Origin of the sequence: Parafannyhessea umbonata (assembly GCF_900105025.1) — a bacterium.
GTDB classification, from domain to species: domain Bacteria; phylum Actinomycetota; class Coriobacteriia; order Coriobacteriales; family Atopobiaceae; genus Parafannyhessea; species Parafannyhessea umbonata.
On sequence record NZ_LT629759.1, the window covers coordinates 1595051 to 1616030 of the forward strand.

Sequence of the window (20980 nt, forward strand, 5' to 3'; positions counted from 1 at the left end):
CGTTGGTCTTGGGGAAAGTATTCCCCGAGGCGCGGCAGTCGGTGCGGTGGGACGGGGGCGAATAGAGAAGCGGAGGCGAATGGCAACGCGCGACCATGCGAAGAGGCGGCGGCCACGATGGACCGCCGCCTCTTGGGGGACGCTACGTTGTGTGAAAGAGTTGGCCTCCTGGCACTAGGCCTCCTGGTACGGCTTCTTCCAGAGCGAGAGAATCAGGCACGCCACGATAGAGCCGATGGCAAGGGCCGCAAGGTAGCCGATGGGGTTGCCGATGACGGCGATTACCCAGGCGCCGCCGTGCGGGGCGGGGCTGGTGCAGCCGAACGCCGCCGAGAGTGCGCCGGCAAGCGCGGAGCCGATAATGCAGGACGGAAGGACGTGGCCGGGGTCGGCCGCGGCGAAGGGGATGGCGCCCTCGGTGATGAACGACAGGCCCATGATGTAGTTCACGATGCCGGCGTCGCGATCTGCCTTGGACCACTTGCTCTTGAAGAGGGTCGTGGAGAGGGCGATGGCCAGAGGCGGAACCATGCCACCGACCATGACGGATGCCATGACGAGCTGGCCGGAGGTGGTGCCCGCGGTGAGGGCGCCGGTGCCGAAGACGTAGGCCGCCTTGTTGAACGGGCCGCCCATGTCGATGGACATCATGCCGCCGACGACGGCGCCGAGCAGGATGACGTTGGTGGTGCCCATGCTGTTGAGGCCGTTGTTGAGCGCGGTGTTAATGGCGCCGAACAGCGGGTTGAGCAGGAACATGACGGCTCCGATGGCGAGGGTGCCCAGAAGCGGGTAGATGAGCATGGGCTTGATGCCCTCGAGGGAATCGGGCATGTGGTCGCAGAGCTTCTCGATCCCGAGGACCATGTAGCCCGCCGCGAAGCCTGCGAACAGCGCCGCGATGAAGCCGCCGGAGACGCACGACGCGGCAGCCGCCTTGGCGTCGGAGTTCATGAGCGTGAGGTAGGTGAGGCTATAGCCGGTCTTGGCGAACAGGCCGCCGACGAAGCCGGGGGCGAGGCCGGGCCTGTCCGCGATGGACATGGCGATGAAGCCCGCCAGGATCGGGAGCATCATGCCGAACGCCTCGCCGCCGATGGTCTTGAAGAAGGCCGCGGCGGGAATCGAGGAGCCGTACGCCGCCGTGCCGAGGCCCGGCTGGTCGACGAGAAACGCTATCGCCGTGAGGATGCCGCCGCCGATCACGAAGGGCAGCATGTGGCTGACGCCGTTCATGAGGTGCTTGTATATCACGTGCCAGGCCGAGTCCTTCTCGCCCGCGGTCTCTGCGGCCGTGACCGTGGTGCCCTCCTGGACGGGTGCCTTGCCGTCGAGGATGGTCTGGATGAGCTTCTGGGGCTCGTTGATGCCCGCGGAGACGTTGGTGGAGAGGACCTGCTTGCCACCGAAGCGCGCACGGTCGACGTTCTTGTCCGCGGCGATGATGATGCCCTTGGCGTGGGCGATCTCGTCTGCGGTCAGGACGTTCTTCGCGCCCGCGGAGCCCTGGGTCTCGGCCTTGAGCGTGACGCCCATCTCCTTGGCCTTCTTCTCCAGGTTCTCGGCCGCCATGTAGGTGTGGGCGATGCCGGTGGGGCAGGCCGTGATTGCGAGGACCTCGGGGTATCCGGCGGCCGCCACCGCCTCGGGCGCTGCCTTCGCGGCATCGGCGGCCTCGCGCTCGGCCTCCGCGCGGTCGATGACGGAGCAGAACTCCTCCGGCGTCTTGGCGGCGCGCAGGGCGTCCGCGAACTCCTGGTGCATGAGGAGCTTCGACAGCTGGGCGAGCATCTCGAGGTGGGTGTTGTTCTGGCCCTCGGGCGCGGCGATCATGAACATGAGGTCCGCGGGCGCGTCGTCGGGGGCGTTCCACTCCACGCCGGCCGGCACGGTCATGGCCGCGAGTCCCGGCCGCTTGACGGCCGAGGTCTTTGCGTGCGGAATCGCGATGCCGTCGCCGACGGCGGTGGAGAACTCCGCCTCCCTGGCCAGGATCGCCTTCTTGTACGCAACGGTGTCGCTGATGTTGCCCGAAGCGTCCTGGAGGGCGATCAGCTGGTCGATGGCGTCGTCCTGGCTCTTGGCCGTGGCGCCCACCTTGATTCCCTCGGGTTTGAGCAGGTCCGTGATCTTCACGTCTGACTCTCCTCTCTTACGTACGGGCGCACCCGGTGCGCCCAACGGAGCCTGCCCCCGTGTGGGGCCGGCATGCCATGCAATGAAAGCGGTCGAGAAGCGCTAAAGGGTCTTGAGCAGCGCCTCGACCTCGGGACGCGTCGCAAGCTTTGCAGAGAAGGCGCTCGCAGAGCCGGTCGCGACGCCCATCTTGAACGCGGTGGCATAGTCGCCGTCGCTCTCCTGGTAGCCCGCCAGGAAGCCGGCGACCATGGAGTCGCCCGCGCCGACGGAGTTGACGACCGTGCCCTTTGGGGCCTCGCTCATGATGACGTCCCCGGACTCGGGCACGAGGACCGCGCCCTCCCCCGCCATGGATATCAGCACGTTGCGCGCGCCCTTCTCCTGTAGTTTGCGCGCGTAGGGCACGACCTCGTCGCGCGTGGCGAGCTCCACGCCAAAGATGGCGCCCAGCTCGTGGTTGTTGGGCTTGATGAGGAACGGGTGGTAGCCCAGGACCTTCACGAGCAGGTCGCGCTCCGCGTCGACCACGATGTTGATGCCGCGCCCGTCGAGCCTGCCCATGATGCGCTCGTACATGTCGGACGGGAGCATCGAGGGGACGGAACCCGCGATCACGAGGGTGTCACCCGGCTTGAGCGCGTCGAGCCTGGCGTAGAGCGCCTCGATGTCTGAATCCAAGATCTTGGGGCCGATGCCGTTGATCTCGGTCTCCTCGGCGGCCTTGATCTTCATGTTGATGCGGGACATGCCCTCCGCGACCTGGATGAAGTCGCTCTTGGCGCCGGACGTCTGCATGAGGCGGACGATCTCTGCGCCCGTGAAGCCCGCGACGAAGCCGAGGGCGCAGGACTCGTGCCCCAGGTTCGAGAGCACGATGCTCACGTTAATGCCCTTGCCACCCGGCAGGATGTCCTCGTACGTCACGCGGTTGATGGCGCCGGGCTCCAGCCGGGGCATCCTCACGATGTAGTCGATCGAGGGGTTGAAGGTGACGGTGTAGATCATTGGTGCTCCTCCTCTAGGTCCACGATGTTGGGGGCGTTGCCATAGGTGCCATCCGGATCGACGTGGTCCGTGATGACGGTCGCCTGGTCAAACTGCGCAAACGTCACGAGCGAGACCTGGCCGAACTTGCTTGAGTCTGCCAGCACGTACGCAGTTTGCGCCTGGCGCAGGCTGGCCTCCTTCACCCTTGCCTCCTCGAGCTCCGGCGTAGTGAAGCCCGCGTCGGGCGAGATGCCGTTTGTGCCCCAGAACCCTACGGTAAAGTGCATGCGCGCCAGGGCCGCGATGGCGTCCGACCCCACGACGGCCTCGGTCACCGGCTTCACCATCCCGCCAAGGAGGTAGGTCTTCGCACCCTTTGCGAGCAGCGCCTGGGCATGCGGCAGCGAGTTGGTGACGAACGTCGCGCGGGTCTCGGTCAGGTGCTCCACAAGAAGCATGGTGGACGAGCCCGCATCGACGTACACAAAGTCGTCCGGACCCACGAGGGCGGCCGCGTACGCGGCGATGCGCTCCTTCGCGGGCAGGTTCTGGGCGCGCTTCTGGGCGACGGGCGAATCCTGCACCACGAGGCGCCGCTTTGGTGCGCAGGCGCCGCCGTGCACGCGGACGATCTTGCGCTGGCTGCTGAGCGCATCCAGGTCGCGACGAACGGTCGACTCCGACGCGTCGAGCGCGGACATGAGCTCGGGCGTGGTGACGCTCCCCCGCTCCGCGACGAGGCGCAGTATGAGGTCGTGACGTTCCGTGGCAAGCATCGTCTGGCACCTCCCTTTCACTACCAAGCAGTATGCACCAGGTTTCCGTCATTTACAATCATTTTCAGTCACTTACGATGATTGTTTTTGACTGTACGGTTGAAATGCAGCCGCGAACGGTCAGGTGCAAAGCGGTCGCGAACGGTCAGGTGTAAAGCGGTCGCGAACGGTCAGGGCGCGCATGCGAGAAGCCCGATGCCTGCACGCAGACACCGGGCCTCGGGAGAAGCTCATAAGTTGTTGAAGCGCCAGGGGCGAACGTGGCGGAAGGTTTCTGCAACGCAGGGAAGTCCTTCTTGCCCGACGACGCAGCCCGACGGACGCGGCGCACCGCGCACGATGCACTGGGCGCGCGACCTACCTGGAGCGAAGCCTGAGGTTCAGCAGCGCCGCCACGATGCCAAACAACGCAAGCGCGAAGAACGTTCCCCAGGTGACGAGCAGCATGAGGGCGTTTCCCGCAAACGCGAGCGTCGTCGTGGCCATGACAGCCTGGCCGGCGCCCATGACCAGAATCTTGAACGAGTACCCGCCGACTGCCGCAAGGACGTCCGTAACGCCAAACAGCGTGAGCACGCCGCCGAGCGACTGCCCCACCAACAGCACGTTTGGCACCTGGAAGCCGCCGGCGTCGGTCACGGCCTGAAACGCGATGCAAACGAGGCCCGCGACGACAAAGCCCGCAAGCAACGCCAGCGGCATGGCAGGCGCTTGCGGCACGGGCAGCTTAGGCAGCGTGACGAACGCGGCCAGGGCGCCCGCAAGCATGTTCACCACGGAGCTGAGGACGATAACGTGAAGGAAGAGTCGGCCAACGCTCCTGATGCCGCCCGCAAATCCACCTCCGTTTGCGTGACCAGCCTGAAAGGCATCTGCAATGCCACAGGCAAATCCGTTAAACGGGAGGATGGAGCCAAATCCGCTGACGGCCGCGATCCTCTGGTGGATGCCGGGAACGTACAGGACGACTGCGAGGACGCCCAGGCAAAGCAGGGTGCACGGGGCGGCAAACGCCGGACCAACAACAGGCTCGAGCGCGACACCTATGAGCTGGCCAATGAGGCCGTACGCTCCTCCCACCAGAAAGCAGAGCGCGTACAGACTCGCCTTCGACTGGCTCTTTTCTGCCATGATCACCCCTCCAGCCGGCCGCGCCGCACGCGGGCCACACGAATCCCATTTTGATTGACGCGTAAATTATGGGGGGAAAGAGCCGCGCTTCATACAGTCACGCGTCCAGATTAGAGTGCCAAGGTAACACGTCTTACTGTTCGCAAGAACAAACGCCTGGGCGAGAAGTGCAAGAAAGCGGGAGGCTCTTCTCGCCCGGCGAGCACGCCGTCGGCGAGCGACGGAGAGCTGACAGGCTTGTTCGTAGACTGACCGTAAACTGAGCGTAAACATGTGCAGATTCGTACGCGTACCGTATGCGCAGGGTCTGCTGCGAATCACGCTAAAACAAAAGGCCAGAGGGTATACCCCCTGGCCTGCTGTTTTAGATGGAGCCAGCTATCAGACTCGAACTGATGACCCCCGCTTTACGAGAGCGGTGCTCTACCAACTGAGCTAAGCTGGCAACCTCTTGCTGCCTTAGCAGCGAATACCAATTATACGGACGCTGCCAAATGATGCAAGCACGAGTTTTGCCAATTCTCAGGGCGCACAAAACCGCCAAGACCGCCAATGCCAATCAGGCCGCTCTGTCCGGAGTCTCCAACTGCCAGGCAGGCCTCACTTCTGTCAGAAAGTGATGGAACAAGCAGAAGCCTAGGTCCTTACTATCTGACAGATCGCACTCGTGTCAGATAGTGATGGTTCCCGAAGCCTCACAATCTGACAGGTCGCACTTCTGTCGAAAAGTGAGGACTTCCAAGGCCTCATAATCTGACAGTTCGCGCTTCTGTCAGAAAGTGGGCACGTCGGAGGGCACAAACCGCCGATTTTCAAGCAAAAGCGCCTCACTATCTGACAGATCGCACACGTGTCAGATAGTGAGGCACCCAGACCTGCAGCACCGGCCGCTTGCGCTACAGAAGGCGCAGCACTCCGCGCACCAGGCTCTCGAAGTCCGCCGCGTGGCGGTCGGCCTCCTCCAGCACGCTCTGGTGCGTGACGGAGGAGTCGCCGCTCTCGTTTGCCGCAAGCGTCAGGCCAAGCACGTTCATGCCCAGCGCGTGTGCCATGATGACCTCGCACACGGTGGACATGCCCACGTAGCTCACACCAAGGCCCTTGAGCATCGCGACCTCGGCCGGGGTCTCGAACGTGGGGCCAAGCATGCCCGCGTACACGCCCTCCTCCACCGTGATGCCGGCGTCGTCCGCCACGCCGCGCGCAAGCGTGCGCAGGTACGGCGTGTAGGCGTCCGTCATGCCCACGAACGGCGTGTCCAGCTCGCGCACGTGGTCCCACTCCGCAAGCGGGTTCCTGCCCGTCAGGTTGATTTGGTCCGTCAGGATGCCCAGCCCCTTGTGGGCGTTGCCGGGGATGCAGCCCGTCGCGCACGCGAAGATGATGTCCCGGCAGCCCAGGTGGTGGGCATGGCGCACGAGGGACGTGACCTCGGCCGCGCTGTAGCCCTGGTACAGGTGGACGCGCCCGGGGTACACGACCACGGGAACATCGTCAATCGTGCCGATGGTGGCCTCGAACTTGTGGCCGCTTATGGGGCGGGCCTCCTGGGGGAACCCGTCGATGTCGTGGTAGTCGATGCGGCGGACGGGCTTAACCAGCTGAGCAAGGTGACCAAGACCCGACCCCAGCACGATGGCGACGGGATGCTCGACGGACGGCTTGCAGCTCTCGACAGTGTCTTCCGTAACCACGCAGATACCTTCTTCCTCGAGGAGGCGCGCAAACACGCCGTCTCCCTCGGTCAGACTTCCCGAATATGTACCATCGTAAATGACTCCGACCCCGCACGAGGGGCTCTTTGCCTTCAGAACCGCAAGTGGCGCCCGACTTGACTTTGCCTTCGCGAAGGATATCCGCGCGCCGCGCTCGAAGTCCTCCGTCACGTCCGTGCCATCCTTCAGCATCACGCGTCCGTTGCGCTGCTCCGCGGGAGGGCGCGGCACCGGAAGCTGGCTCGCCGTCTCGGGGCAGACGCCCACGACGTCCACCTTGGAGCACAGCTCCTCCACGGCCGAGTTCGGCTTCGCTCCCCCGTCGTACCTGCATGCGGTGCCGCGCAGGCACTCGCTCACGATGACCCTCATGCCGCCTCCTCCACGTGCGCCATACGTCCGTCACCTGATTATGCCACGCCACCAGGCTGGCGCGGCACAAGTTGGCTCCCCCGGCGCAGCTGCGCTCGAGGGAGCCATTCGTAACGCTACGTTGTCGCGCAATGCCGCGCAATGCGCATGTCCTTAACGCAGGGCGAGAAGAGCTAGGCGATCAGGCTCGAGATGCTCACCGTGGCGTTGCAGAGCAGGCCGTTCACGTACTCGGTCCACTCCTCGCTCACCTTGGTCTGCTTCTGGCTGTACTCCTGGTAGGCAACGTAGTACGCGGCCTGCGCAGCCTCGTACGTCGCGGAGTCGGCCGTGACCGTGTAGCTCTTCAGCGCGGTCTCGTACGAGCCGCCCTTGCCGCTCCAGGTGCCCTTCTGGGCGTCCCACTCGTCGCCGGCGAGGTTGATGATGTACTTCGCATAGTCGGCGCTCGCGGTCTGGGTGTTGCCGTCGGAGGGCTCGGTCGGCGCGGTGGGGGCGGTGCCGGCCTTCGTCTTCACGACCTTGTCGCGAAGCTTCTGCATCTCGGCGGACTGCTTCACGAGGGCCTTCACGGTGGACTTGCTCATGCCGTAGCTCGAGGCGATGCTCGAGTAGTCGCTGGAGCCAAGGGTGGACTGCGCGTAGGACTTCATGTCCTTCTCGCTCACCTTGATGCCCTTGGCCTCCGCCTCCTGCTGGATGATGGCGGAGCGCGCGTAAGAGAGCACGCCGTCGACGGACGGCAGCTTGTACGTGCCGTCGTCCTGCTTCTGCGAGCTGAGCGAGGACGTGCTGTTGATGACGTCGCGCGCCGAGACCTTGTACGTCTTGCCCTTGTAGGTGTACGTGGCGATCGTGGAGTCGAGCTCGGCCTTCTTCACGGTCGTCTTGCCGGAAAGAGACCCGCTCGCGCCGCCCTGGGCGCCGCCGAACGCAAAGTAGCCCGCGCAAAGGCCCACGGCAAGCGCCACCACGGCGCACACCAGCGGCACCACGAACTTCGGCAGCTGCTTCTTGGCCTTGGGTGCCGTTTCCTTGGTGGCCTTCTCGGCCTTCTTGTCCTTCTCTTCCGACTTGTCCTTGGGAGTGGACTCCGTCATTTCAACCTCCATGCTCGGCCGGCTGGGCCGGCTCCTTGCGACATACGCGTCAAACTGTACCACGACCGGTCGTCCGCACGCCCACGCGGCGCCCACACGTGCGCTTTACCCACACGCCTGCGCGAAAGCTTAACGCAAGCTCCATGCAACGCATGCGCGCGACGCGCCAGGCGAGAAGCGCGTGGCCCCTCTCCCGCTACTCCTTCACGGCGTCGATGATCTCCTGCGACATGGTCTTCACGTAGTCGCGGCCACTCTTCGCGTCGAAGCTCACACGTGCCACAAGAGCCGCCTTCACCTCGTCGGACACGTCGCCGCGCGCGAACTCGCCCAGCGCCACCAGCATGTCGCGGTACTCCGGGTCGCCGTGGTAGCACTGCACGGCCTCGTCCAGGAGCGGCCAGACAGAGGCGGAAAGCCTCTTGGAGCGCGCGCCAAGAGCCGCCAGGAACTTGAACGCCGCCAGACGCACTATGGGCGAGTCCTCGTCAAACAGCGACGCCTCCGCGCCGTCGAGCGCCGCGGCAGCCGCCTGCGCGTCCACGGCCGAAAGCGCCGCGAGCGCCTCGAGCACCTGCCAGCGCGTCTGGGCCTCCGGACGGTCGAGCGCGTCCACCAGGTCGTCCGCATACGGCAGCACGGCGTCGGGGCTCGCCTTCGCGATGGCCGCAACGATGCGCGACGCCTCCTGCCTGCCACGGCGATGCGACCCGCCGAGCTGCGCAATCAGCAGCTCCAGGCTCTTCTCGTCCGCCGTCTTTGCTTCTTCTGCCATTTGGGCCGCTTCCTTCCCGTCTACTCGCGAAAACCGTCCACCATGACGGTGCCGCTCTTGCTGTCCTGATGAATCTCGATAAAGCCCAGCTTGGACGCCTCGCGCAGCAGCGTCGAGAACGAGCGGTAGCCGTAGCTTCGCTCCGAAAACTGCGGGCGCTTGCGCTTCATGGTGTCCTTCAGGCGCGATGCCAGAATCGCGCTGTCGCTTTCCGCCTGCAGCGCGTCGATCGTCTCGAACAGCAGCTGGTAGCAGGGGTGCTTGTCCTTGGACACCTTCGTCTGGAAGTCCGGCACGCCACTTGCGTGCACGATGTCCTCGTAAAACAGGAACTCGTCGCAGACTTCTGCCAGAAGCGGGCTCGTGGACTGCTTCATGCCCACGCCGATGACCGTCTTGCCAAACTCCTTCAGCTTCGTCACCAACGGCGAGAAGTCCGAGTCGCCGGACAGGATGGCGAACGTGTCTATGTGGTCCTTCGTGAGGCACATCTCCATCGCGTCGACCGAGAGCCTGATGTCCGCGGAGTTCTTGCCGGTGTACGCCCGGTCCGGGATCTCTATCAGCTCTATGCCCAGCTCGTGCAGGGGCGTGATGGCGTCGTCGAAGCGCTGCCAGTCGCAGTACGCGCGCTTTGCCGTGATGCGGCCCTTGTCAACCAGGCGCTCCAGGATGCGCTTGACGTCGGGCCTGGGTCCGGGCTCCTGGTGCCCGTTCTTCTTGCGCTTGCCAGTCCCCAGCGCGAGGTTCTCGTAGTCGATGAGAACCGCCAGGGAGCTCTGGCTGGATTCGTTCATGTATCACTTGCCTTTCGAACTCTTGTGAGAAGAGCGGGGGCCTTTGCCCCAGACGTGCCCTTGGGGTCGTCCGCGTCCTTTTGTGACACGCTGATGACCTCTGGCATGGGGGTTCCGTCGCGACGTGCGCGACGCACGGCCTCCGCGTTGCCGCTTTCCGCACGGCGCAGTTGGTCCTTATTTACCCCAAGCACCCGGTCGTGAAACTTCCACGGGCCCACGCTCTCGCCAAAGTCCATCTTCAGCGTGGCGATGGCACCCGCCATGGCGCCAATGGGGATGCCGGCGAGCAGGATGAGCCGCGTGAACCCGATGACCGCGGACGCGAGCACGCCCACGAGGACGATCTTGAGGTTCGCCATCCAGTACTCGCGCCTCGTGACGCAGCCGCGCGCAAGTTCGCTGCCGATGCGTGCCCCGATGACGATGCCCAGCAGCATGAGCATGATGGCGACTATCGCCAGCGCAAACGCGCCCAAGCTAGGCCTCCCCGTTCTGGCTCGCCCTGCGCGTGCGGCTGACCAGGCGAACCTTCGCGTCACCCGTCACGGCGTCGGTCGCGGACGGCGCGCCCTTCTCGCCCTGCGCGCCCTGGGAGGCCGCCGCGGACGCGTCCGCGTACGGGTCCGCGTCCAGAAGCGACCAGTCGAGCCCCGCGGCCGTGCCGGTGGCCTCGTCCGCGTACAGCAGCGTGAGCGCCTGCGTGCCCAGCTTTGAGCCGCCAATCTGGCACAGCACGTCATACAGGTTGAACGCGGTGTCCGCGCCGGGCAGCGTCACGTCCACGTCCTCCGCCTGGCGCAGCGCCAGCGCGATGTCCTTGCGCATGTGCTCGCTCAGGAAGCCGGGGGCGAAGTCGCCCACCACGGACTTCGGCGCCAGGCGCTCCAGCGCCGCGGAATCCGCCATGCCGCCACTGAGCACGTCGATCACCTGGTCGGGGTCGAGGCCGGACTCCTGCGCCAGCGCAAGCGCGTCCGCGTAGCCCACCATGCACGACGCGAGCGCCACCTGGTTGCACAGCTTGCACGCCTGGCCGTTGCCGGCGCGTCCCAGATAGTGGACGCTCTTGCCAAACGCCTGCAGCACGGGGAGAAGAACCTTCGCCTCGTCCTCCGTGGCGCCCATCATGAGCGTGAGCGTGCCGTCCTCGGCACCCTGCTGCCCGCCCGTGACCGGGCAGTCGACGGCGTGCTTGTCCATCACGGCAGCCGCGTCATGCAGCTCGCGCGCGAGCGTGGGCGAGCTCGTGGTGAGGTCCACCATCCACGACCCCTTGCGCGCAGCGTCCAGGATGCCGTCCTTCCCCAGGTAGACGTCCTCCACGTCGCTGGGATATCCCACCATGGTGAACGTCACGTCCGCGTCGCGCGCGGCCTCGGCCGGGCTCTCCGCCCAATGGGCCCCCTTCTGCAGAAGGCCCTCGGCCTTCTCCTTGGTCCTGTTGTGGACCGTCACGTCGAAGCCGGCGTCCATGATCCTGGAGGCGATTGGGGCGCCCATGATTCCGCAGCCCACAAACGCCACCCTGCGTACGCGCACGAGTGCCATTCGATTCCCTTCTTGCGTGCGGCACCCGCCTACTGGGCGGAGCCGCCCCTCTTCACCTTGCGGGCGATACGGTCCGTAAGCGACATCTTCTCCCTGCGGTCCGTCCCCCAGAACACGAGCGCCACCATGCCGGGACCCACGTGGGAGCCCAGGATGGGAGATACGCTGCTGTGGATGATCGCGACGTCCTCGCAGCCCTTCTCCTTACGAACCTCGCGCTCGAGCCAGTCCGCGTCCTTCTGCGCGTCCGTAGACACGATGGCCAGGGGCAGCGTGGTGTCGTGCGCGTAGTTGTCGCGGAAGTCCTGCAGGATGGCACGCAGGGCCTTCTTGCGGCCGCGGCACATGCCGCGCAGCGTGAGGGCACCGTTCGTGTCGTACGAGAGCTCCGGCTTGATGTCGAGCTTGCCGCCCACGTTCGCCGCGGCAGGCGGGATGCGGCCGCCTGCGGCCAGCGCGTCGAAGCTGTCGAGGGTGAAGTAGCCGTGCACGAAGTAGCGCGCGTCGCTCGCCCACTCGAAGAGCTCCTTTGCGGAAAGCCCGTTGGAGGCCTGGCGCACCACCTCGATGGCCAGAAGCTCGCCGGCCGCGGAGTCGCACTTGTTGTCCAGCACGTAGATCTCGAAGTCCGGGTACTCCCTCTGCACCATCTCCGCGGCCTGGCGGGCAGAGTTGATGGAGGAGGAGAGCCCCTCGGTCAGGCCCATGTACAGCGTGGGCATGCCCTCCTGTGCGGCGCGCTTGAAGACCTCGTAGTACCTGCCGGGCGTGACGGCCGCCGTGGTGTAGTGCACGTCCGGGTGCTTGCGCATGTTCTCGTAGAACTCGTGCGGGTCGCTTTCGGCCCACATGTCGTCCACGTGCTCGCCGTCGGGCCCCACGTACGTGAACGGGATGACCTCCACGCCGAGCTGCTCCACGACACCAGGCGCGAAGTCCGCCGTGGAGTCCACTATGATCTTGACGTTACGCCTCTGATGATAGGCGCGGCCGGCGCTCTTCACGCCGGCCGGAACATCAGGAGCGTCAGTTATGGCATGTGCCTGCTGACCCATCTGCTGCTTACCTCGCTAAGCCTGGTCGTCCTCTGGTTCGAGGCGCGGTTTGATGATTCCGTATCCTCCATTATGACGGTGGTAGATGACGTTCACCAGCCCGGTCGCAGCATTTTCAAACACGTAGAAGTCGTGTCCCAAGAGGTCAGTCTGCACCAGCGCCTGCTCCTCGGTCATCGGCTTCAGGTCGACGTACTTCTCGCGCACGAGCACGTCGTCATCGTCGTCGTCCGTCGGCTCGATGAGCTCCGCAAGGTCGTCGACGTGCTCCGGGACCGCGACGGCGGCACGCTGCTTCCTGTCGATTACGCGGGTCTTGTACTTGCGCAGCTGGCGCGTGACCTTCTCGGCGGCCTCGTCGATGGCGGCATACATGTCAGAGCTGCTTGCCTCCACGCGCACGACGTAGTCGCGCACGAATACCGTGACCTCGCACATCTTGCGATCGGGGTTAGAGGGGTTCTTGTCGACGCGAAGCACGACGTCGCAGCTCATGGGCTTGATATCGAACACCTTGAGCGCTTCGCCAACCTTGCTGTTCACGTGCTCACGCATGGAATCGGACACGGAGACCTTGCGCCCGGAAATCTTGATATCAGCCATCAGTGCCTCCCACTATCGCGTTTTCTGCTCTTTTGGAGCACTTGCGTACCCTATTAATACCCAATGGTGCCGACAAAAGCCCCTTGCATTCGACATTCGGTAGGATTGCCCGTCCCGCACGCCTGGCCCCTACACCGTGGCCGCGTTCGAGCCAGCCTCGTGGCTTGCGGGCGCAGCCGCAAGCGACGCCTGGTTCGCGCTGCCGGAGCTACCGTCCGTCGCGGTGGTCTCCCCCGCCGCGGTGGGCGAGCCGGCCGGAACGTCCTGCACCTGCGACGAGGCCGAAAGCGGGTCCATGCCCGCGACCCAGCGCCTGCGCACCAGCCCCATGAGGCCGTTCTTCTCGACCGCGTCGTATGCGGCCTTCACGGCGTCCGCGAGCTCGGCGTTCTGGGAGGAGACCGCGATGCCCTGGGCCTTGGGCGCATCGAGCGTGCCGGCGAGGCACACCTCCTCGTAGCGGGCGGAGAGGTACGCGCCGCTGTACGCGTCGCACAGCACGTAGTCCACGCCGCCGGACTCAAGCGCGTCGAACGCCGCGTTCAAGTTGTCATACGTCTTGACCGACATCATGAGGCCGGTCTTGGAGAGCGCGGTCTGCGACACGGAGCCCGTCTGCACGCCGACGGACTTGGACGAGAGGTCGTCCACCTTCGCGATGCCCGTGTCGCCCTTGTGGAAGAACGCCGAGGCCTGCTCCGCGTAGTCGCCCACGACCGTCGTTGCGCCCACCTGGCCGTCCACGGCGCCCATCAGCACGTCGCACGTGGTGCCCAAGCCTGGGTTCGCATCGTCCACGCTCACGAAGCGCACCTTCAGGCCGAGCTCGTCCGCAAGCGCGCTCGCGAGGTCCACGTCCATGCCATACGCCCTGCCCGAGTCCGAGCCCACGTACAGCGGCACCATGCCGTCCTGCGTGTCGATCCCCACGGTGAGCACGCCCTTGCTTATGGTCGACTCCACCTTTGGCGAGAACGCGGCGGTCTTCGCGGCAAGCGCCTCACCCACGCTGGCCTCTGGCCCCGCGATTGCGGACAGGGGGCCAGAGCAGCCCGCTAGCGCGACGCAGGCTGCGAGCGCCGCCGCGGCGGCTACGGTGTTGCGGTGGGTGGGTTTGCTCATGCCAGGACCTCTCCTCGTGCGACTTCGAACGCGTCCCACCCAGCTGACCTGGTATTTGACCCCACACTCGCGCACCGGGGCCGTCGCTTCGGGGCTGCTCGGCCCCCCACTGTTGGCCCTCTCGCCCGGGAGGCCGGATGCCTCGAAGGATTACGGGCGGTGCGACTGACTTCTAGGACGAGCCATGCTCGCTCGGCCGCGCACGCCCGAGCTTACGTGGATCCCTTTGGCCTCGTCTGCCATGGACTAGGGGCTACGCCCCGCAACCACAGACCTGGATGGAACGATTGCATAGTATACCAGCACTTTCGCAACGCCCTCACCACACGCGTGCGAGCGCGCACGCACTTACGGCCAGCGCGCCGCGAGCCAGCAGGGCACGCGCTGCCTCGCGCACCGTCGCCCCGGTCGTGATCACGTCGTCCACCAGAAGCAGCCTGAGTCCCCGCACGTCCTCCACCACGTCGACCGTGCCCGCGAGGTTCGCGGCGCGCTCGTCGCGGCCCAGCTCGCGCTGGTCGCGGGCCGAGCGCCTCACCAGCACGTCCGCAAGCGGCAGCCCCACGCCGCGGGCGAGAAGCGCTGCCACGCGCTCCATGTGGTCAAACCCGCGCCTGGCGTACGCCTCGGCCGTCGCGGGCACGAAGCACACGCCGTCGAGAGCACACGGGTCGAAGCGGGGGCCTCCGTCCACCCCCGGCCACGAGGACGCCTCGTCGAGCGAGGTCAGCATGGCCGCCGCAATCACCGGTGCCAAGCGCTTCTCGCCCTCGTCCTTATAGCAGGTGATCATGCGCGCTGCGAGCCCCGCAAACGGCAGGCAGCACACGGTTGCGGCCAGCTCCCAGTCGCGCGCGCACTCCGTGCACGTAAGCCAGCCGAACGGGGCGCCGCACACCGGGCACGCCCAGCGCTGGTCTATCCACGGCAGCGCGGCGCGACAGTCCGCGCACAGAAGCTCGCCTGGCATGTCGCAGCCCACGCAGCGCGTTGGCCATAGCAGCTCCGCCATGCCACCCGCAAGGTCCCGCAACGCGCCGTCAGTTACGCCCCACATGCACACGACCCCCCAACGCTTGCGCGCGGGGGGTCGTCGGTTTGCGCCATGCTACCACGCCGAGGCTACAGCGAGAAGAGTCTGAGCGCGTTTCTCCAGCAGGCGTCGTATGTGGACTGCCGAGCGCACCCGCCGGCCTCGCGCACCTCCGCGAGCCTCGCGAGCGTGAACGCGACCATCGCCGGTTCGCACTCCTCGCCACGCAACGGCACGGGCGCCATGTAGGGGGCGTCCGTCTCGCACAGGAGCCGCTCCTCCGGGCACAGCGCTGCCGCCTCGCGGATGTCGTCCGAGCGGTTGAACGTCATCGCGCCGCCAAACGCCACGTGACAGCCCAGCTCGACGAACGGGGCCATCACATCCGGCCCCTGCGTGAAGCAGTGCAGGTCGCAGCCGCGCTCGGGCACCCCCTCCTCCGCAAGCACCCGTGCGGCCAGCACGTGAGCCTGGGCATGAGGGTCGTCCGGGTTGTCGCGAATGTGCAGCTCAACGGGTAGGTCGCGTTCGTGCGCTATGCGCAGCTGCGCCCGAAACGCCGCCTCCTGCACGTCCGCGGGAAGCTCGTTGTACGGCCCGAAGTCGAGGCCTATCTCCCCCACGCCCACGCAGCGTGGGCTGTCGAGAAGAACGTCGAGCCTGACCAGCGCCTCGTCCGTCAGCTCCGCCGCGCCGTAGGGATGAGCCCCCGCGACGATGTGCACGTTGTCCACGAGGTCGGGCACGTCCCACCCGGGAAACTCCGGCGGCAGGAGACCGTGCTCGGCGCACTCGTCCAGACGCTCGGCGGCACGCCCCACCTGCTCGTCCAGCCACGAGAGCAAAGCCTGCGCCGTGGGGAACTTTCGCGGCACCTCGTCCACGGGGTCGACGGGCACCACCAGCAGGCGGACGCCCGCCAGCGCGGCGCGGCAGATGGCTATGGAGGCGTCGTGCCTGCGGAAGCTTGTCAGGTGGCCGTGGCTGTCCGCGATGGGGGCGAGCGGCGCGGGCAGAGGCTTCGCGCGGCCCTTTCGGTCGTGGAAGAGCTTTCCGTCCTTGAGCGTGAGGGCGTCCATGCCCAGCATCTCCTGCGGCACGTCTACCCCTCCCCCACCTGGGACAGCGCGTCCGCAAGTCGGACGAAGTCTCCCGTCGAAAGGGTCTCCGCGCGCACCGTGGGCGCGATGCCGGTTGCAGAGAGAGCCTCGTCCAGCTCTTCCTTTGCGTAGCCTGCAGAAGACATGGAATTTCGTATTGTCTTGCGACGCTGGGCGAACGCGGCCTCGATCACGCTCCTCGTAGCGTCGAGCTGCGACGGGGTGAGGGGCTCTCCCGTTGCGGGGTCGCACGCGGGGTCTCGGTCGATTCTCACGACGGCCGAGTCGACATGCGGAGGCGGCATGAAGTTGCCGGGCCCCACTTCGAAACGCCCGGTCACCGTCCCCAAGAGCGAGAGCTTCGCCGTGTAGGCACCGTATGCCCTGCTACCGGGCTTGGCGGCGATGCGGTCGGCGACCTCCGCCTGGACCATGACGACGGCGCGCCCGATCGTGGGCATCTGCTCGAACGTCTTTAGGATGATTGTTGCCGCCACCTGGTAGGGAAGGTTCGAGACGAGCTTCGTGGGGGCAGGGTCGAGGCCCTCGATCCCGAGCTCGCGAACGGCGTCCGCCAACATGCCCGCGTCGACCCCGAGGGCATCGCCCTCGAGCAGCGCAAAGCGCTCGGAGTCACGCGCGCAGGTCTCTGCGAGCACGGGAGGCAGGGTCCTGTCCGCCTCGACGGAGCACACCGCCCCGGCATGCGGCAGCATGGCAACGGTGAGCGTTCCGATGCCAGGACCGACCTCGAAGACCACGTCCTTCTCGCCCAACTCCGCCAAGTCGAGGATGCGTCCTATGACGGAGTCGTTCACCAGGAAGTTCTGCCCGAGGCGGTGCTTGGTGTAGAGGCCGAAGCCGTCCAGGACCTCACGCGTCCTGGACGGGTTGGCAAGCCATGAGTGCAGCGTCTGGGCCATGGGCTACTTCTTGGCCAGACGGGGGAAGAGTGCGTCGCCCTTGGTCACAGGAAGGCCGCCCTTGAGCTGGCCCCACTCGCATGCGGCCGCAAGGTCGTCGGTCGCCGCCTCGTCGCCGTGGCTCATGCGGCGCAGCGCCTCTGCGGAGGTCTCGGGCATGAACGGCGCAAGCAGGTGCGCGCAGATGCGGATGGTCTCCAGCAGATTCAGGATGATGTCCTGCAGCTCGCCCGCACGGGCAGGGTCCTTCGCCACGTTCCAGGGCTCGGAGTCCTCGATGTAGTGGTTCGCCGCGTGGACCAGCTCCATCACGACGTCCTTTGCGTCATCGTACTCGATCTTGTCCATGTGCGCGGCATAGCGGCCCTCGATGCCGAGCGCCACGTCCCTGAGCGGGTTCGGACGGTCTGCCCAGCCCTCCGGAACCTCGGGGCTCTTGCCATCGAAGTACTTCACGCTCATGTTGAGGGCGCGGCTCACGAGGTTGCCCCAGCTGTTGGCCAGGTCGGCGTTATAGACCTGCTCCATGCGGCTGAAGCTGATGGCGCCGTCCTCGCCGGGCTTGACGTCGGTCATGAAGTAGTAGCGGTAGCCCTCGACGCCCAGAAGGTCGATGACCTCCTGCGGCGCGATGGCGTTGCCGCGGGACTTGCTCATCTTCTCGCCCTGGCCGGTCTCCTCGTTCTTAACCATGAGGAAGCCGTGCGCGAAGACGTGCTCGGGCAGAGCCTCGCCGATGGCCATGAGCATCGCGGGCCAGATGACACAGTGGAAGCGGATGATGTCCTTGCCCACGACGTGGTACTGCGCGGGCCAGCGGAAAGCGAGCTCCTTCTTCGCGGCTTCGCTGGGGTTACCGTAGCCCACGGCGGTCATGTAGTTGAGCAGGGCGTCGAACCACACGTAGGTGACGTGCTTCTCGTCGAACGGGAGCTTGATGCCCCAGTCGAAGCTCGTGCGGGACACGGACAGGTCCTGAAGGCCGCCCTCGACGAAGGTGCGAACCTCGTTCATGCGGAAGGAGGGCTGCACGAAGTCGGGATGCTCGTCGTAGAGCTTGAGCAGCTTGTCCTGGAAGGCGGAGAGCTTGAAGAACCAGGACTCCTCCTGCACGCGCTCCAAGGGGCGACCGCAGTCGGGGCAGAGGTGCTGACCCTCGGTGTGGCGCTCCTCGTCCGCGTGGGCGACTTGTGTCTCGGTAAAGTAGGTCTCCTCGGGCACGCAGTACCAGCCGTCGTAGGAGCCCTTGTAGATGTAGCCGGACTCGCGCATGCGCTCCCACAGATACTGGACGGCGCGGGTCTGACGCGGCTCAGTCGTGCGGATGAAGTCGTCGTTCGAGATCTCGAGGGTCTTCCAGAGCTCCTTGAAGTACGGCGCCTGGCTGTCGCACCACTCCTGCGGCTCCATGCCGTGCTCGCGTGCGGCCTCCTCGACCTTCTCGCCGTGCTCGTCCATGCCGGTCAGGAACTTGACGTCGTAGCCCTTGGCGCGACGGTAGCGCGCCTGCACGTCGCACAGGACCGTGGAGTACGCAGTTCCCAGGTGCGGCTTGGCATTGACGTAGTAAATTGGCGTAGTGATGAAGAACGAGGGCTTGTCTGCCATGGTGCTGGTCTCCTAATGACGGAATGGTTGGCTTGCCGACGGCGCATGTCGCCGTGACGTTCGCGATGGACAATTGTAACTCAGGTGCATCTACACGGTTCGCGCAGGTTGAGGGCGCACATCTGCTCCACCTGTCCGCAGGGGGATGCATGGGCACGCCACGACACTTGCGCGCCGCGCCATAGTTGGTGTCCTGACGCTATTTCTCGATCTCCCGCAGGATCGCGTCGTAGACCTCGGCCTTCGCGAGCGAGAAGGACTTCGCGAGGCGCTTCGCGAGCTTAGTCTTGGGCTCGCCCTCCTCGAGGCCGGCGCGTATCGCCTCCTCGAGCGACTGGGTCCCCTGACTTGCCGCGTCGCGCCTTCCCAAGAGCTCCTCCTCCGTGGGGGCGCCGATCACGACGACGCACTCGCCCTTGACCTCGTCCCTCTCCGCGACAAGAGCCGCGAGCTCGGGAGCGTGGCCCCGGAGGCACTCCTCGTGCACCTTCGTGAGCTCGCGTACGAGGGCGACCTCGCGGTCTGGGAGCACCTCCGCAATGCGCGCCAGCGTCGTCGCGACACGATGCGGCGACTCGTACACCACGAGCGCGCCGGGCACGACGGACAGCTCCTCGAGCCTAGCGCGCATGGCGCCCGCCTTGCGCGGCAGGAAGCCCTCGAAAAAGAAGTGCTCCATGGGAAGGCCGGAGGCGACAAGCGCGCAGATGGCCGCAGACGGCCCCGGAATGACCTCCACGCGCAGCCCCCTGTCGAGTGCCGCATCCACCAGCCTCTGGCCAGGGTCGGAGACGCCCGGCATGCCGGCGTCCGAGACAAAGGCGACACGGTCCCCCGCCTCTATGCGCTCGAGCGTCGGCTCCACCCTCTGGTCCAACACGTTCTCGTCCGCCCGCTGCAACGGGACGTGCACGTCGAAGCGTGCGAGGAGCTTGCTCGTCACGCGCGTATCCTCGCAGAGCAGGAGGTCTGCGGACTTCAGGGTCTGGACGACCCTCGGCGATACGTCGGAGAGATTTCCTATGGGGGTGCCCACGACGCTGAGCACGCCCGATGCCGCCGCGCTCACGCCAGCATCCTTCGCTCGAAGGATGCGAGGGAGATCCTCGCGTCCCAGCTTGAGAGCTTGCCGTCGGTCTTCCACGTCTGATAGAACCACCCGTCGCAGTTCTTGAAGGCATTGAGCTGCTCGGAGATGTAGACGCGCTCGAGGGCGATGCGCCCCTCCGGGGTGGTCATGGAGTCCGAGAACGGCAGGGCCGCAGACCACTTTCCGACCATGACGGGAAGGCCGCTCCTCCTTGCGGCGCGAAGCGACTTCTGGGACTTGTTGACCAGGCTCCTGACGCCTGACGGGCCGGCCGTCTTGACGCCGTCCGTATAGTGGTAGAGATGGCAGTCGAGCCATACGTTCTTGTAGCGGTCGTGCGCCATGAAGTGACGCCATGAGGCCGGCTCGCCGGCGTCGGGGATGATGACCCTGACGTCGTCTCCCGCCTCCTGGCGGATGGTGTCGTAGGCATCGCGATAGTAGTTCCGGAGCCTGTGAATCGGAACGCCATCGGTGAGCGTGAGGCCATGTCTCACCTGTACGGCGGGAGAGTCCGCCACCTCGATGCCCGCGAATGACGCGCGGGTGGCATAGCGCTTGGCGAGCATGCCAAGGACGGAAACCATGTCATTGCGGTAGTGGGAGAAGTCGTCGTGGTTGCGCACGAGCGACGTCTGGTCGCTCGCGGAACCTGGCGCGATGTCTAGCACGAGCACGAGGTTGAGGCTTATCTCGTCCGCCCAGTCGAAGGCCTTGTCCACCTTGTCGATGCAGCCGAGGAACGGACCGGCCTCGGGACCGTCGTCCCCGAAGACGTACCAGGGAACGGGAAGGCGGACAGCGTTGAAACCGCGCGCGGCGATATGGACGAAGTCCGCCTGCTTTATGAAGTCGGCCCTGTGCTCGCTCACGAGGTCGCGATAGTGACGCTTGCCTAGCGAGCGAACGAGGCTCTCCTCGTCCAGGGCCCCAGAGTCCGCGAACAGGACCGGAGAGACCCACGGCTCGAGCGTAAGCCAGCCGGAGAGGTTGACCCCATGCAATGCCCTGTCAGACATGAATCCCCAATCATCGCAGCTACGACCTTTATTTTTGAGTATAACCGCTCCACTGGACACAAGGTGCACAATGGCGTCTTTCGT

General features: G+C 65.8%; 19 protein-coding genes and 1 tRNA gene. All 20 read right to left on the minus strand.

Annotation, left to right across the window (positions count from 1 at the left end):
• Window positions 1-174: 174 nt before the first annotated feature.
• Complete coding sequence (locus BLT96_RS07230; RefSeq protein ID WP_090863063.1) at window positions 175-2136, minus strand: PTS fructose transporter subunit IIABC; 1962 nt, start codon at window positions 2134-2136, stop codon at window positions 175-177.
• Window positions 2137-2238: 102 nt separating this feature from the next.
• Window positions 2239-3144: a 1-phosphofructokinase gene (gene pfkB / locus BLT96_RS07235; protein WP_090863066.1), complete on the minus strand. Its 906-nt coding sequence runs from the start codon at window positions 3142-3144 to the stop codon at window positions 2239-2241.
• On the minus strand, window positions 3141-3902 hold the full coding sequence (locus BLT96_RS07240) for a DeoR/GlpR family DNA-binding transcription regulator (protein ID WP_090863068.1): 762 nt from the start codon (window positions 3900-3902) through the stop codon (window positions 3141-3143). Before BLT96_RS07240 ends, pfkB begins: the two co-directional genes overlap by 4 nt.
• Window positions 3903-4259: 357 nt before the next feature.
• Complete coding sequence (locus BLT96_RS07245) at window positions 4260-5033, minus strand: SpoVA/SpoVAEb family sporulation membrane protein (protein WP_090863071.1); 774 nt, start codon at window positions 5031-5033, stop codon at window positions 4260-4262.
• Between the two features lie 369 nt (window positions 5034-5402).
• A tRNA-Thr gene (locus BLT96_RS07250) sits at window positions 5403-5478 on the minus strand.
• A 451-nt stretch (window positions 5479-5929) separates the two neighbouring features.
• A complete protein-coding gene (locus tag BLT96_RS07255; protein ID WP_090845804.1) occupies window positions 5930-7120 on the minus strand; it encodes a purine-nucleoside phosphorylase in 1191 nt (396 codons plus the stop codon).
• A gap of 173 nt (window positions 7121-7293) precedes the next feature.
• Complete coding sequence (locus tag BLT96_RS07260; protein WP_245719242.1) at window positions 7294-8220, minus strand: hypothetical protein; 927 nt, start codon at window positions 8218-8220, stop codon at window positions 7294-7296.
• A gap of 196 nt (window positions 8221-8416) precedes the next feature.
• Complete coding sequence (locus BLT96_RS07265) at window positions 8417-8995, minus strand: hypothetical protein (RefSeq protein WP_090863077.1); 579 nt, start codon at window positions 8993-8995, stop codon at window positions 8417-8419.
• 20 nt (window positions 8996-9015) lie between these two features.
• Complete coding sequence (locus tag BLT96_RS07270) at window positions 9016-9792, minus strand: NYN domain-containing protein (protein ID WP_090845800.1); 777 nt, start codon at window positions 9790-9792, stop codon at window positions 9016-9018.
• Window positions 9789-10271, minus strand: coding sequence for a hypothetical protein (locus BLT96_RS07275; RefSeq protein WP_197674337.1), 483 nt, complete (start codon window positions 10269-10271; stop codon window positions 9789-9791). The genes BLT96_RS07270 and BLT96_RS07275 overlap by 4 nt, the downstream gene beginning before the upstream one ends.
• 1 nt (window position 10272) lies before the next feature.
• Entirely contained in the window at window positions 10273-11343 is a 1071-nt protein-coding gene (locus tag BLT96_RS07280; RefSeq protein ID WP_090863080.1) for an NAD(P)-dependent oxidoreductase, read from the minus strand.
• A gap of 29 nt (window positions 11344-11372) precedes the next feature.
• Window positions 11373-12398, minus strand: a complete 1026-nt coding sequence (locus BLT96_RS07285) for a DegV family protein (protein WP_090845796.1) — start codon at window positions 12396-12398, stop codon at window positions 11373-11375.
• Between the two features lie 15 nt (window positions 12399-12413).
• On the minus strand, window positions 12414-13001 hold the full coding sequence (gene hpf / locus BLT96_RS07290; protein WP_090845794.1) for a ribosome hibernation-promoting factor, HPF/YfiA family: 588 nt from the start codon (window positions 12999-13001) through the stop codon (window positions 12414-12416).
• 129 nt (window positions 13002-13130) lie between these two features.
• On the minus strand, window positions 13131-14123 hold the full coding sequence (locus BLT96_RS07295; protein WP_090863083.1) for a substrate-binding periplasmic protein: 993 nt from the start codon (window positions 14121-14123) through the stop codon (window positions 13131-13133).
• 319 nt (window positions 14124-14442) lie between these two features.
• Window positions 14443-15180: a phosphoribosyltransferase family protein gene (locus BLT96_RS07300; RefSeq protein WP_090863086.1), complete on the minus strand. Its 738-nt coding sequence runs from the start codon at window positions 15178-15180 to the stop codon at window positions 14443-14445.
• Between the two features lie 65 nt (window positions 15181-15245).
• Window positions 15246-16256: a TatD family hydrolase gene (locus BLT96_RS07305; protein WP_245719243.1), complete on the minus strand. Its 1011-nt coding sequence runs from the start codon at window positions 16254-16256 to the stop codon at window positions 15246-15248.
• A gap of 2 nt (window positions 16257-16258) precedes the next feature.
• On the minus strand, window positions 16259-17179 hold the full coding sequence (gene rsmA, locus BLT96_RS07310; protein WP_090845788.1) for a 16S rRNA (adenine(1518)-N(6)/adenine(1519)-N(6))-dimethyltransferase RsmA: 921 nt from the start codon (window positions 17177-17179) through the stop codon (window positions 16259-16261).
• 3 nt (window positions 17180-17182) lie between these two features.
• Complete coding sequence (gene metG / locus BLT96_RS07315) at window positions 17183-18787, minus strand: methionine--tRNA ligase (RefSeq protein ID WP_090863089.1); 1605 nt, start codon at window positions 18785-18787, stop codon at window positions 17183-17185.
• A gap of 199 nt (window positions 18788-18986) precedes the next feature.
• Window positions 18987-19856 carry a 16S rRNA (cytidine(1402)-2'-O)-methyltransferase gene (rsmI, locus tag BLT96_RS07320; protein ID WP_245719244.1) on the minus strand — a complete coding sequence of 290 codons (870 nt, stop codon included), beginning with the start codon at window positions 19854-19856 and terminating at the stop codon, window positions 18987-18989.
• The gene (locus BLT96_RS10800) at window positions 19853-20896 is read right to left on the minus strand and encodes a glycoside hydrolase family 5 protein (protein WP_245719245.1); all 1044 of its coding nucleotides are present in this window, start codon (window positions 20894-20896) and stop codon (window positions 19853-19855) included. The genes rsmI and BLT96_RS10800 overlap by 4 nt, the downstream gene beginning before the upstream one ends.
• Window positions 20897-20980: the final 84 nt, after the last annotated feature.